The sequence below is a fragment of the Shewanella indica genome, assembly GCF_002836975.1.
Lineage (GTDB): Bacteria > Pseudomonadota > Gammaproteobacteria > Enterobacterales > Shewanellaceae > Shewanella > Shewanella indica.
In genome coordinates this window covers 1-12,569 of sequence record NZ_NIJK01000003.1, presented here as the reverse complement: position 1 = coordinate 12,569, position 12,569 = coordinate 1, and the positions used below count along the sequence as shown (strand labels likewise).

General features: G+C 50.0%; 10 protein-coding genes and 1 pseudogene. 3 read left to right on the top strand and 8 right to left on the bottom strand.

Annotated elements, in window-relative coordinates:
• Positions 1 to 5: 5 nt before the first annotated feature.
• The 6 genes and pseudogenes from CX650_RS00290 to CX650_RS00270 all read right to left on the bottom strand — a co-directional run bounded on the left by CX650_RS00290 (position 6) and on the right by CX650_RS00270 (position 6,799).
• On the bottom strand, positions 6 to 413 hold the full coding sequence (locus tag CX650_RS00290) for a CBS domain-containing protein (protein ID WP_101094698.1): 408 nt from the start codon (positions 411 to 413) through the stop codon (positions 6 to 8).
• Between the two features lie 51 nt (positions 414 to 464).
• The gene (olsF, locus tag CX650_RS00285) at positions 465 to 2,213 is read right to left on the bottom strand and encodes a bifunctional ornithine lipid synthase OlsF (RefSeq protein WP_101094696.1); all 1,749 of its coding nucleotides are present in this window, start codon (positions 2,211 to 2,213) and stop codon (positions 465 to 467) included.
• Positions 2,214 to 2,228: 15 nt separating this feature from the next.
• A pseudogene (locus CX650_RS00280) lies at positions 2,229 to 3,093 on the bottom strand (UDP-2,3-diacylglucosamine diphosphatase).
• Between the two features lie 225 nt (positions 3,094 to 3,318).
• Positions 3,319 to 3,453, bottom strand: coding sequence for a hypothetical protein (locus tag CX650_RS20505; protein ID WP_264184845.1), 135 nt, complete (start codon positions 3,451 to 3,453; stop codon positions 3,319 to 3,321).
• A gap of 153 nt (positions 3,454 to 3,606) precedes the next feature.
• Entirely contained in the window at positions 3,607 to 4,965 is a 1,359-nt protein-coding gene (locus CX650_RS00275) for a YjiH family protein (protein WP_071477014.1), read from the bottom strand.
• 289 nt (positions 4,966 to 5,254) lie between these two features.
• Complete coding sequence (locus tag CX650_RS00270; protein WP_101094694.1) at positions 5,255 to 6,799, bottom strand: methyl-accepting chemotaxis protein; 1,545 nt, start codon at positions 6,797 to 6,799, stop codon at positions 5,255 to 5,257.
• Positions 6,800 to 7,323: 524 nt separating this feature from the next.
• Here CX650_RS00270 and CX650_RS00265 point away from each other — a divergent pair.
• Positions 7,324 to 8,031 carry a DUF998 domain-containing protein gene (locus tag CX650_RS00265; RefSeq protein WP_071477015.1) on the top strand — a complete coding sequence of 236 codons (708 nt, stop codon included), beginning with the start codon at positions 7,324 to 7,326 and terminating at the stop codon, positions 8,029 to 8,031.
• Between the two features lie 33 nt (positions 8,032 to 8,064).
• Here CX650_RS00265 and CX650_RS00260 read toward each other — a convergent pair whose 3' ends face one another.
• Positions 8,065 to 8,925 carry a U32 family peptidase gene (locus tag CX650_RS00260; RefSeq protein ID WP_071477016.1) on the bottom strand — a complete coding sequence of 287 codons (861 nt, stop codon included), beginning with the start codon at positions 8,923 to 8,925 and terminating at the stop codon, positions 8,065 to 8,067.
• A 10-nt stretch (positions 8,926 to 8,935) separates the two neighbouring features.
• Positions 8,936 to 9,937, bottom strand: coding sequence for a ubiquinone anaerobic biosynthesis protein UbiU (ubiU, locus tag CX650_RS00255; protein WP_039034872.1), 1,002 nt, complete (start codon positions 9,935 to 9,937; stop codon positions 8,936 to 8,938).
• Positions 9,938 to 10,077: 140 nt separating this feature from the next.
• Here ubiU and ubiT point away from each other — a divergent pair, with 140 nt between their 5' ends.
• Both ubiT and CX650_RS00240 read left to right on the top strand, forming a co-directional pair.
• Positions 10,078 to 10,596: a ubiquinone anaerobic biosynthesis accessory factor UbiT gene (ubiT, locus tag CX650_RS00250; RefSeq protein ID WP_039034871.1), complete on the top strand. Its 519-nt coding sequence runs from the start codon at positions 10,078 to 10,080 to the stop codon at positions 10,594 to 10,596.
• Positions 10,597 to 12,198: 1,602 nt separating this feature from the next.
• Positions 12,199 to 12,393 carry a hypothetical protein gene (locus CX650_RS00240; RefSeq protein ID WP_101094691.1) on the top strand — a complete coding sequence of 65 codons (195 nt, stop codon included), beginning with the start codon at positions 12,199 to 12,201 and terminating at the stop codon, positions 12,391 to 12,393.
• Positions 12,394 to 12,569: the final 176 nt, after the last annotated feature.

Genomic DNA, 12,569 nt, shown 5'->3' with positions numbered 1-12,569 from the left:
TCGGGTTAACAGCAATAGGCTCGTAATAGATCCTTCCAGGTCACTATACCGACAATTTCGCCGTCTTCCAGTACCGGCAGTGAACCTATATCTTTCTCCAATAAGAGCCTGGAAGCCTGCGCCAGGCCTACGTGGGGCGCAACGGTTACAGGGTTACGGCTCATTACTTGGTGTGCCCGCTTATTGAGGGTCTCCAGATCTCTGCTGGTGGCCGTTTCGCTGCCAAGGTTGGGGCTTAAGGCTCGCAGCAGATCCCGCTCGGACAAGACGCCTTCCAGCTTGCCTTCATCATTCACTACCAGTAAGTGATGAAAGCCTGCATGATGAAATATCTCTTTGGCCACACTCAGGCGATCGTCCATTTCCACTGTGACAACCCGGGTGATCATGATATCGGCGATGCAGAGCTGCATAGGGATCCTCCATAACCTTTTCTTTGTTATATCAGAGCCCTGTCAATAATGCTAACTCAGAGCATTTTCATCTTGCTGATTGAGCTCCTGCAGATGGCAATCGATATAGCGGCTGCGTTTTTTGAACTTGAGTTTGTCCAAGTCTACCAGCACCAAGCCATCGATACAGTCGGCAAAGTCGGCATCCACTCCAAAGGCGAGGAAGCGCACCCCATCAGGCTGACAAAGTTCGCCGTATTGCTTGTAGAGAGTAGGCACTGCGGCTCCCATACTGGCAAGGGTCTGCTTGAGCTGTTTAAACGCGTCTTGATAATCTGAATCGATATAGAGTTTGTCCAGCTCAGTCTGGCGCTCAGGTGACAGACCAAAAGGCGCGAAAGACTGTGCCAGTTGTGTTTTACAGGGAAACTGCTGCAGGTAGAAGTGTACTAACATCTCCTTGGCTGGTGCCGGCAGTTGGTTGCTTATGGTCACCGGCCCGAACAGATAGCGGTAGCCGGGATGACGAGCCAGAAAGGCACCTATGCCGTACCAGAGGTAATCGAGACTGCGCTTTCCCCAATATTTAGGCTGTACAAAGCTGCGGCCGAGTTCCAGGCCCTTGGCGAAATAGGGCGCAAATTCTGTTTGATAGTGAAACAGTGACTCACTGTAGAGGCTTTCTCCGGCACTGTGCAAGTTCGCAACTTCGGCAAAGCGGTAGGCGCCGACTATTTCCAGCTCCTTGGGATCCCAGAGTACCAGGTGCAGATAACTGGAGTCGTACTTGTCTATGTCTCTGCGTTTTCCCGTACCTTCACCCACGGCGCGAAAAGCCAGTTCCCGCAGCCGACCTATTTCCCGCATCACAGGGCTGCAGCCCTGATGGCGGTAGAGGAAAATCTGCTTGTCATCCTGAGTTTGGCCAAGCTGCTCGCACAGCAATAAAGCCTGTTGCAATTCACGACGTTTTTCCGGATGGGCGATGGCGCTTTGGGTGTTGAACAGTGGGCTGCGGTTCTTGCCGATGCGATAGAGGTGGTTCTTCAGCAGACTGACCCGGGTTTTGAGCGGGAAGTCACTGCCGCTGACCGCTTCTGCCGGGATAAGCTCGCCGATACGCACCGGCAAAGTGTTACTGGCTTGTTTAAACATCTCCTTGACCAATAGCAGAGTCGCCAAAGGTTTATATAACATGGAAGCGCCGTAAAAGGTGGCCGAGTTCTTGGCATCGACATACATGGGCAGCAGCGGCGCATTGCAGCTGATAGCCATCTTCAGGAAGCCGGTTTGCCACTGGGTATCGCGAATGCCGTTTGGTCTGAGCCGGGAAACCTCACCCGATGGAAAGATGAGCACAGCGCCTTCACTACGCAAATGTTGATGGATCTTCTCCAGGTGTTGTCTGGGGGTTCCGCCAGTCATATTGCGAACCGGCAGCAGGATGTTGTGCAGTGGCGTCAGTGTCATCAGCAGCTCGTTGGCAACCACTTTAATGTCAGGCCTGACTTCGCTGATAAGTTTTATCAGCACCAGAGCATCCAGCGAACCTATCGGATGATTGGCGAAGATAACGACCCGGCCCTGATGGGGAATATTTTCCACTTCACTGTCCGGCACCGTATAGCTGACGGCAAAGCTTTCCAGCACTTGTTCAACAAAATCCACGCCCTTGAGAAAACTGAATTGGCCGGCGATATCATTGCACTCCCGCTCATTGAGCAGATAACGCAGTAAGGCCTTGGTTGGCTTGGCGAGCCAAGGCTTGCTGTTGATATTGGGCAGATTGGATTCCACGACTTTATCGACGGTAAACATCATAATGGGGTACCTGATTTAAGCAGCTTGTTGTTCTTGTCCCTGCCAGGCGAAGCGTTTCAGTACTTCGGTCCGGCCCAGTTGTTCATTCCAGCGCTCGAGTTGCAGTTCGCCCTCGAGGGTTTCAGTCAATAGGGTGCAGTTCTCTACCCAGTCACCATCATTGGCATAGATAAAGCCGCTCATTTCCGTGAGCTCAGGCTGGTGAATATGACCACAGATGATGCCGTCCACCTTCTGCTTGCGGCCATAGCGCACCACGGCTTCGCGAAAACTGTTGATGGCTTGTTGAGCCTTGCCGACTCTTTGCTTGATAAAGCCGGCCAAAGACCAATAGGGATAACCGAGACGGCGGCGAACCTTGTGCAGATGGCGGTTAAGAAACATCAAGACATCGTAGAGGTGATCGCCGAGGCGGGCGGTGATACGGCCGATACAGACTTCGGAGTCAAACTGATCGCCATGCAGCATCAGCAGGGTTTTGCCGCTCAGGGTTTGATGTCGGTACTCTTTGCTGATAACGACATCGGCGAGTTGCAGCTGGTGGTAGTTTAAACAGCTCGTCATGGTTGCCGGGCAGATACACAAGTTTGATGCCGCTCTGCGCCATCTGCAGCAGTTTTTGCAGCAGTTGGTTGTGACTCTCGGGCCAGAATACCCGGCGTTTGAGGGCCCAGATGTCGACTATGTCCCCCACCAAATACAGCACCTTGGGCTGAACGCTGTTTAGGAAGTGCAGCAGATATTCGGCCTTGCAGTCAATGCTGCCCAGGTGAATATCCGAGAGCCAGAGGGCGTTGAGCTTGATGACAGGCTCGGCTGCGCGGCGGGAGTATGGGCGAAATGTCGATGGTTTGTTGACCAATGACTTGCTGTCTTTCATCGCGGCTCCTGGATAAAACCAGTGAAACGGGTTTGACTGTGAAAGACTCTAAGTCAGTTATTTGACCTTGAAGTGACGTCTCGATGACCTTATTGTGACGCCCCCGAACTCATCTCGATATCATTTGGCAATATGATGCGGAATTCGCTGCCATGCCCCGGTGCACTGATCAGGCGGATCTCGCCGCCAAGCACTTGAGTCACCAGTTTAAATTCCCGCAGTTGTTCATGGGACTCTCTCGACGGAGAGCTGTTTGACGCTGCGGCTCCGCTTGGCGGCGCGCTCCAGGTTAGTCAGCATCAGTCGGCTGTAATCGGCCATTTCACTCTGGTACTGTTCGCAAATCTTGCTGATCGACATCCTTGGCGTACGAGCACTTGTTGAAGGCTTTAACATTCTCTGCCAGATGCGAAGCCGCGGTGACACAGATACTTACGGGGGGGATTTCATAGGTGATGCTGCAAAAACGGCCGCATGTAGCGGCCGTTGTCGGGAGGTTAGGTTACATTGCCCCTAGAACAGCAGATGTGCCATTCCGGCAATTACCGGCAGGGTGACCAGAGTACGTAGCAGGAAGACGGCGAACAGCTCCCAAATTTTCACCGGTATCTTGCTGCCGATAAGCAAAGCGCCTACTTCACTCATGTAGATCAATTGGGTGACCGACAGCGCCGCAATCACAAAACGTGTCATGTCGGCTTCTATGCTGGTGGCCAGAATCGAGGGGATAAACATATCGGCAAACCCAACGACTATAGTCTTGGAGGCTTGTGTTGCTTCGGGGATTTGCATCAATTCCAGCAGCGGAATAAAAGGCATGCCAAGATAGTCAAATACCGGGGTGTATTCGGCGATGACCAAAGCTATGGTGCCTATTGCCATTACGACAGGGAGTACCCCGAAGATCATATCGATGACATTCTTTACCCCCTCGGAGAGCACCTTGAATATACCGCCGGTATTGGCTGCCTTGGTGAGCGCCAGTTCCAGCCCCCAGGACAGGGAGTTATGGCCTTGCGGCAGTGACTCATCATCTTTCTGCCTGGGGCTGCCATCAACATAGAGATCTTTTTTGCGTGACAGCGGCGGCAACTTGGGCACAACTATGGCGGCAACAATACCGGCCAGACAGACGGTCAGGTAGAAGGGCACAAACATTGCCTGCAGTTTCACTTGAGTGAGCACCACAAGGGTAAAGGTGATAGAGACTGCCGAGAAGGTGGTGCCGATAACCGCCGCTTCACGTTGGGTATAGAAGCGGTTTTCATACTGCTTGCTGGTGAGCAGAATACCAACGCTACCATCCCCGAGCCAAGAGGCCATACAGTCGATGGCGCTGCGTCCCGGCAGGTTAAATACCGGTCGCATCAATTTGGTCAGTAAGGTACCGAAGAGTTCCAGCAGGCCAAAATTGAGCAATAAAGGCAGGAACATACCGGCAAAAAAGAACACACAGAAGAGTAGCGGCAGCAGGTCATTCATTACCAAGGCGCCGGTGGAATCGGCTCTGAGTATCTCAGGGCCAACCTGGAAGAAGGTCAGGCAGATAAATATTGCTCCCAATACTCTAACCAAGAGCCAGGCAGGGCTGATATTCAACAGAGAGTTAAGAAACTTGCTGTGGCGGACGAAGCCGGGACGAAGGAGCTTTACCAATACACTGGCAGTGGCCATAAATACTACTATGGCGCAAATTATGCCGGTCAGATAATCATTGAGCAAACCTTTGAGTTCACCGGCCAACACAGCTACAGGGATCGTCAGTTCGTTGTTATAACTGATAGGTGTCATAAAGAGTAAGACACCGAGCAGGGATGGCACCAGGAAGGTGAGTATGGTTGCTATGTTGCGGGGTTGTTTTTCGTTTGCCACGTTTGTTACACCCTGAATTTACACTAATGAATGAGTAAAAAGTTACTCGCCAGGGGCAATATTGGCTTTGGATGCATTTTCATTCAGCCAGCCCCAGAATTAAGGGGGCAAGATTACCCCCTTAATGCGGCTATGTAAATTCATTCGCTGTCAGTTCTGTCTCTTTGATCACAACAGCATAGTTATTAGCAGTCTTTGCGTAATTATTGTTTGAGCAGTTCCTAATAAAAATGTCTTCAAAAATAAATGGTTAAATAATTGTTGCTCGAGTCAAGTCCAGGATTGATCCTTAACCGAAGGTTTGTCTCAGATTCAATGACCTGTCGGCACTGGCCTTTAATTGCAATACGGCTTGCTCTACTTGACCTAGGGCAGAAACGTTGTCACGGGTGGCGCCATGAATCATCTGGATGCCACTTGCTATTTCCTGTACCACTTGCCCCTGCTGGGTGGCTGCCACGGCATTTTGTCTGGCGAGATCGTGTATTTCACTCATTCCCTGGTTAACTGTGTTGATGGACTCTACTGCCGATAATGCTTCGGTTGCACATTTCTGTGCTTGTTGTCTACTGGCTTCCATCTCAGTGGCCCACTTGGTCAGCATGCTGAACATAGTCTCTATGCTGGCAGAAATGCTTTTGGTGGACTCTTGGGTTCGAGCCGACAAGGCTCTGACCTCGTCGGCGACCACGGCAAAGCCGCGTCCCTGTTCACCGGCTCTGGCTGCTTCTATGGCTGCATTGAGGGCCAGCAAGTTGGTTTGATCGGCAATGGCATCGATTTCCGACATGGCATTGGCAACTTGCTGAGCTTCATCGTTCAGATGCTTGGCATTGGAAGCCGCCCTGGCAACATCATCGGCTAGGTGGAGAATATGTTTGCTGTTCTGATGCATCACATCCCGGCTTTGACGACAGAGGCCATAAGCCTCATCTATACGGCCAGAAGTAGCCTGAGTATTGTCGGCTACCTCACTGATAGTGGCGTGCAACTCTTCGATAGCGCTGGCAATTTGATGCATCTGTTGCTGCTCCAGATCCATGCCGACTCTGGCCTGCTCGGTGGCTACCACCAACTGAGCGGCAATATCATTGGTTTTCAGAGCTTGATCCTGAGTCCTGCCCAATACGCCTTGAAGCATGGCAGCTTTACGTTGTAACTGGAATTCGAGCACAGATGAGGTGTCTTGCCCGGCATAGATGAAGCGACTGATAGAGTCGTACTCTTGCTTGAGTGTCATCAGTCGGGCGGGAATACGAAAGGCTTCGTCATAGAAGATTGCCAGATTGAGCGCCATCAATATGGCCCCGGCCAACATCACTCCCCATCCCCAAATATAACCACAGAGCAGCAGACCAGCCCCAGCCATCAGTGCTGAAAGCAAGCGTTTTTGTGTCAGCGTCAGTGGATCTTTGACTTCTTTCCCTTGGTTCAGACGGCGGTAAACTTTGATGGCCCGCTTAACAGTCTCTTGGCTGGGCTTAACCCTGACGGATTGATAACCAATGATTTTTCCCTGTTCAAAGATGGGGGAAACAAAAGCATCGACCCAGTAAAAACCACCATCCTTACAACGGTTTTTGACCAATCCCCGCCAGGATTGGCCAGCCTTGAGGCACTGCCACATTTCGGCAAAGGCCGCCTTGGGCATGTCGGGATGGCGAACCATGTTGTGGCTGTGGCCCAATAGCTCGACTTCAGAGAAACCCGAGATCTTGGCAAAGGCAGGGTTGACGTAAGTGATAACGCCGCGAAGATCTGTGGTGGAAATGAGTTCATCGGTGGATTGCAGACAGACTTCCCTGTCTGTAGTGGTGGAATTCCTTGTGGACATCTTTATTCCGGCTCAGAGTTAGTGGCCCTATGTTGATTCAGGCCTTATTATCGTTTTAAGTGTGATAAGCATAACATTTTTGTGGTTATTGGGGTGAGGGCTTTTTTGACAAATCTTTTAGGAACCAGTATTTGCATATCATTGATATGAATACTAATTGTAAAACTCTGTGGTCAGTGTTTTGGCCGGGATAAAACGCTATAAATAAACTGGCTATCGGCTGGCTACAGTGGAATCTGCTGGCGCTTTTTTGCCCTTGGACAAGCCATGTCAATTTCCGTGGCTGTCATCATCTTGACGATTAGAATCAATATCATCAATTAGTTGCTGAATAAGCCAGGGGCCAACGAACCGGAATCTATACTCTGGTGCCAAAATGCAATAATTCGACCGGGAGCGACTTTTGTTGTTTAAACTCGGGTAAATAAGCGATCAGTAACGCAAAAAGACCTTGCCCGGACTTTAAAAAAAATCTGGAGCATGTAAGTTAGACTGCAGAAACCTAATCCGGGGCAAACACTGGCATGTTAAGAAGACAGAGACTGGCAAGAATGGCGTTGAGCTTTGGTTTGCTGGGACTCTTTGGACTGCTGCTGGGCCTGGGGTTGGTTATCTTGGGCTATCAGAGTGGCGATGGCCGGGGCTTCAGTTTACTCAATCACAGTTTGAGTGAATTGGGCAGTTATGGTCATTCATCTTTGGCAGTGGTTCTTAATGGTGGTCTGTTCTTTGGCAGCCTGAGTTTGGTACTCTGCTGGTTGTTTATCCTGCAGCTATCTCGCCAATTGAGTGGTCATCTTCTTTATCTCAGTTTGACTCTGACCTGTATGGCGCTCGCCGGGGTGGGCTTATTTCCGGTCAATGTCTATCATCTCCACACTATGATGTTGAAGTGGTTTTTCATCTTTGGCTGTATCAGCGTAGGTTGCTATCTAATTTATCTAGTACAACGCCCCTTTGTCGCGGCCACCTTATGGACCTTAATCCCGGCGCTTATCAGCGGCATCAGTTTGGGCGCTTTTCTGTTTTTGCCATATCTGGAACTTGGTATTACCGAGGGAGACAATCCTTTTTACTATGAGTTGGTGCTGCAATTACCGCGCCCCGACTTTTGGTTGCCGGCGGTGCTCGTATGGCTGGGACTCGGCAGTTTTATGCTCTGGGTCCTGTGTTTGCTGCTGTGTACAAAAGAGGCTCCCGATGAACAGGAGCCTGTTGAACATCCATATTAAAAGCCCAAACACGAGCTTGCGTAAGATTTTGATTTAACGTCTATAGACCATGCCTGGCGCGCCGTGCCAGTATCCATTACAGGCTTCATTGCTCGTTTCGGCGTCGACTTCACTCCCTGCATCTTGCCGTAAAGATTCCGCCAGAGCGATAGAATCATGGCCATCGGGTGATACCCTGAACCAGTCAACGCCCAAGCGTTTCATTTCTGGAATATCCCGTCTGAGATCGCAGCGGCCTGCCGATTGAGTCTGGATACCGTTGAGTCGCAATAGCGGCTGTTGCTCCTGGGTTTGTGCGACCAGGCCTTTGGGGTGCTGGATGCATATTGTCTGACAGTCATCTTTCGCCAGTCCCCGATGGCGGGCTGTGAAACAGCGGGCCGAGTGGGCCAAGGGCAGATAACCATAGCCCAATAACTCGACTTCAAAGCTTGGTGCGGGAGTAGTGACTTTCTGTAGCCAAGTCTTTGACAGCTCAATGGGCATCACAAAGCGCTGCATGCCCCATTGGTGCAGTTTGTCCAGGCTGGCTCTGTTGTAGTTATTGATACTGGCGCCACAGACAAAGGGCAGTCCCTGTTCTCGCGCCATACCTACGGCGGCCATATCGTTGGCTTCAACCATAAATTCGCCATTATCAAGTTGTTTCTTAAGCTCTTTAAGCTCGGATTGTGCTTCTATCAAGGCCAAGGTTGACAGTACGATCTGTTTACCGGCGTCTTTGAGTTCATGGGCCAGGGCCAGATAATCGGCAAACTTCATCTGCCTGCGGCGGCTGCAAACGGCTTCTCCCAGATAAATTAGTGGAATAGTGCTGTCTGCTACTTCACGGTAAAAGGCTTGTACCTGTGCTTTAGGCCAGCAATAAAGCAGCGGGCCAAGAGAAATATTCATAGAAAACTTCCTATTGCCAGCTGCGCTCGTAGGCACCCAGCGTAGTGGTTTGTCCCTCGGATACTTTGGCCAGTGCGGCATGCCATTCTGGTTTGGATTGGAACCGCTCAGGCGCATTCTGATAGGTGTCCAGTGCCTGGCGCCAAACCCGGGTAACTTGTTCCACATAGGCGGGGCTGCGTTGGCGACCTTCAATTTTGAGTGACACTATGCCAGCCTGAGCCAGTTCCGGCAGTAAGTCCAAAGTATTGAGGCTGGTGGGGGATTCCAGCAAAAAGCCTGGCTGGCTGTCTTCTTCGGTCAGATATCGTCCCTTACATACCACAGGGTAGCCCATCTGTTCATTCAACCCCGAGCTGTCAATCAAGACTTCGTTGAGACGGGTCTGGCGACAGCCCTGATTTTCCTGCCAGCGCACATGTTTTGCCGGTGAGCAGGAACCTCCTGAGTTGGGAGATTCCCCGGTCACATAAGAAGATAATTGACAGCGTCCTTCGGCCATAATGCATAGACTGCCGAAGGCGAACACTTCCAGGTCAACCGGGCTGGCTTTGGCGAGATCCTTGACCTGCTTGATGGAAAGCACTCTGGGAAGTACGGCGCGCTCAATGTTGAATTCACGCTTATAGAGCGACAAGGCGCCGATATTGGTGGCGCTGGCTTGTACCGACAAATGCAACGGCAGGTGAGGGTAGTGATTATGGGCATAATCCAGCAGCGACAGATCGGCCATGATCAGCCCATCAATATCTGTGTTGGCGGCCAGATCGACGGCTTGATACCAGCGTTTCTCTTCACCCGGCTGCGGAAAGGTATTAATAGTCAGATACAGTTTGCGCCCTTGTGACTTTACTTCTTTGGCTGCCTGTTGCAGCTTGGTCGGTGTGAAGTTCAACCCGGCAAATGAGCGGGCGTTGGTATCGTCTTTCAACCCCAGATAGAGGGCATCGGCGCCGGCGTTGAGAGCGGCCTTGAGTGAAGCCAAGTTCCCGGCCGGACACAGGAGTTCCATGTTAACTTTCTCCCTAATTGCAAACAAAGCAGCAGTTTATCGACCTTTGGATCTCATAGAGTTGATATAAAACAGGTTTATAACCATAAAACTTAGTTAGACTGCCAGAGTTTGGGCTTTTTTATCAGGAGTAACTCAAGATGCGCACGGCTTTAGCCGCCAAGGCGGCGCGCGATATTCTCACCCTGGCTCCCAAGTTGGCCGGGAAACCGCTGAATTTGGTTCCTTTCACTATCAAGGCGGGTGTACTGCAACAGTTGTTGGCGGTATTGCTTAGCGAGCAGGTTCAGGATGGCGAGTTGGATTTTCTTGAAGACCAATGGGTTGGCGTCCGGGTCGAGGATATGGAATTGGCATTTGAAGTCAGCTTCAAACAGGGCTTCAAGGTGCGACCTTTTACGGCTCCGGAAGTCACTTTCAGTGCCAATAGCGCCGAACTCTTGCTGGTGGCAGCCGCCAAAGAGGATCCGGACACTCTATTCTTCCAGCGCCGACTGAGTATAGAAGGCGATACCGAATTGGGACTCGAGGTTAAAAACTTGCTGCTTGGCATAGATGTTCAAAGTATGCCAAAGGGGTTAAAACTAGCGCTGGATAAATTGGCTAATATGCTGACCACGCTTCTGCAAAGTTCACAAGCATCGCCTCAATGGGCCTGACAAGCAGTAAAATAGAGACATAAAAAAAGCGACCCATTTGGGTCGCTGTCAGAGTTCAATCTAAACTCTGGATGGTGCGCTAGAAACCATCTTGAAGGGAGGATAATGATGAAACACTCGGTTCACTGATTCTGACTACCGATTTTTCCGCGAGTTCCCGCACCAAGCAAAATAATTCATTTTATTTGTTTCACTTCGAACAGTAGATTCCAGAAAAGTCTGCCATATTATGATGTTGCAGTGAGTTTGACTCAGTCTTTTCATTTTCTTGAATGGCAATATTGGCATCAACTATTTATTTACCTGGGTGAGTTGAGCAGCAGGATAAAAAAATGGCAACCCAAGGGGCTGCCATATAAGGTCGTACAAAACTAATTCGTACAAAAAGTCGTGCAAAGAATGAAAACCCGCTGCGCTAGCGCCGGGCTCCCATCCAAGGGATGGTGATGATGAAACACTTGAAAAAGGTTCAGCTACTCAGAGTCGGCTTTGCCGAAAAAGTTTCCTGGAAAGAGAAATTTTTTTGCTGACCTTGGTTTGCGCCTGAAAAGCCGGGATAAAAAAATGGCAACCCAAGGGGCTGCCATCTAAGGTCGTACAAAGCTAATTCGTACAAAAGTCGTGCAAAGAATGAAAACCCGCTGCGCTAGCGCCGGGCTCCCATCCAAGGGATGGTGATGATGAAACACTTGAAAAAGGTTCAGCTACTCAGAGTCGGCTTTGCCGAAAAAGTTTCCTGGAAAGAGAAATTTTTTTGCTGACCTTGGTTTGCGCCTGAAAAGCCGGGATAAAAAAATGGCAACCCAAGGGGCTGCCATATAAGGTCGTACAAATCTAATTCGTACAAAAGTCGTGCAAAGAATGAAAACCCGCTGCGCTAGCGCCGGGCTCCCATTCAAGGGAGGTGATGATGAAACACTTGAAAAAGGTTCTGTTATTCAGAGTCGGCTTTGCCGAAAAAGTTTCCTGGAAAGAGAAATTTTTTTGCTGACCTTGGTTTGCGCCTGAAAAGCGGGGATAAAAAAATGGCAACCCGAGGGGCTGCCATCCAAGGTCGTACAAAACTGATTCGTACAAAAAGTCGTGCAAAGAATGAAAACCCGCTGCGCTAGCGCCGGGCTCCCATTCAAGGGAGGTGATGATGAAACACTTGAAAAAGGTTCTGTTATTCAGAGTCGGCTTTGCCGAAAAAGTTTCCTGGAAAGAGAAATTTTTTTGCTGACCTTGGTTTGCGCCTGAAAAGCCGGGATAAAAAAATGGCAACCCAAGGGGCTGCCATATAAGGTCGTACAAATCTAATTCGTACAAAAGTCGTGCAAAGAATGAAAACCCGCTGCGCTAGCGCCGGGCTCCCATTCAAGGGAGGTGATGATGAAACACTTGAAAAAGGTTCTGTTATTCAGAGTCGGCTTTGCCGAAAAAGTTTCCTGGAAAGAGAAATTTTTTTGCTGACCTTGGTTTGCGCCTGAAAAGCGGGGATAAAAAAATGGCAACCCGAGGGGCTGCCATCCAAGGTCGTACAAAACTGATTCGTACAAAAAGTCGTGCAAAGAATGAAAACCCGCTGCGCTAGCGCCGGGCTCCCATCCAAGGGAGGTGATGATGAAACACTTGAAAAAGGTTCAGCAATTCAGAGTCGGCTTTGACGAAAAAGTTTCCCTGGTGGATAAATTTTTTATCTGCGACATGCCAAGCATGATTAAAGGCAAGTCTCTAAACAGCATGAAAATAGAGAATAAAAATGGCAGTCCAAAGGACTGCCTAAAAAATGCAGGGGACAAAGATCTTGGGCGCTAGCTCCAGTAGCTCAGTCCAAAGGGAGATGATGATGAAACCGTTAAAATCGCTTCACTTATTCAGAGCTATTCGGAGAGAAAAAGTTCAGCCATAAAGTAATGCCGTTCACTTAGTGTGAACGGCATTTTTCTTAGGCTTAATGGGATACTTGTTTTTACTCATTTTTAACGCACGTG

Excerpts from the sequence above, each read along its gene's own strand:
- CX650_RS00290 (WP_101094698.1), bottom strand. The coding sequence starts at position 413 with ATGCAGCTCTGCATCGCCGATATCATGATCACCCGGGTTGTCACAGTG.
- olsF (WP_101094696.1), bottom strand. The coding sequence starts at position 2,213 with ATGATGTTTACCGTCGATAAAGTCGTGGAATCCAATCTGCCCAATATC.
- CX650_RS20505 (WP_264184845.1), bottom strand. The coding sequence starts at position 3,453 with ATGTCGATCAGCAAGATTTGCGAACAGTACCAGAGTGAAATGGCCGAT.
- CX650_RS00270 (WP_101094694.1), bottom strand. The coding sequence starts at position 6,799 with ATGTCCACAAGGAATTCCACCACTACAGACAGGGAAGTCTGTCTGCAA.
- CX650_RS00265 (WP_071477015.1), top strand. The coding sequence starts at position 7,324 with ATGTTAAGAAGACAGAGACTGGCAAGAATGGCGTTGAGCTTTGGTTTG.
- CX650_RS00260 (WP_071477016.1), bottom strand. The coding sequence starts at position 8,925 with ATGAATATTTCTCTTGGCCCGCTGCTTTATTGCTGGCCTAAAGCACAG.
- ubiU (WP_039034872.1), bottom strand. The coding sequence starts at position 9,937 with ATGGAACTCCTGTGTCCGGCCGGGAACTTGGCTTCACTCAAGGCCGCT.
- ubiT (WP_039034871.1), top strand. The coding sequence starts at position 10,078 with ATGCGCACGGCTTTAGCCGCCAAGGCGGCGCGCGATATTCTCACCCTG.
- CX650_RS00240 (WP_101094691.1), top strand. The coding sequence starts at position 12,199 with ATGAAACACTTGAAAAAGGTTCAGCAATTCAGAGTCGGCTTTGACGAA.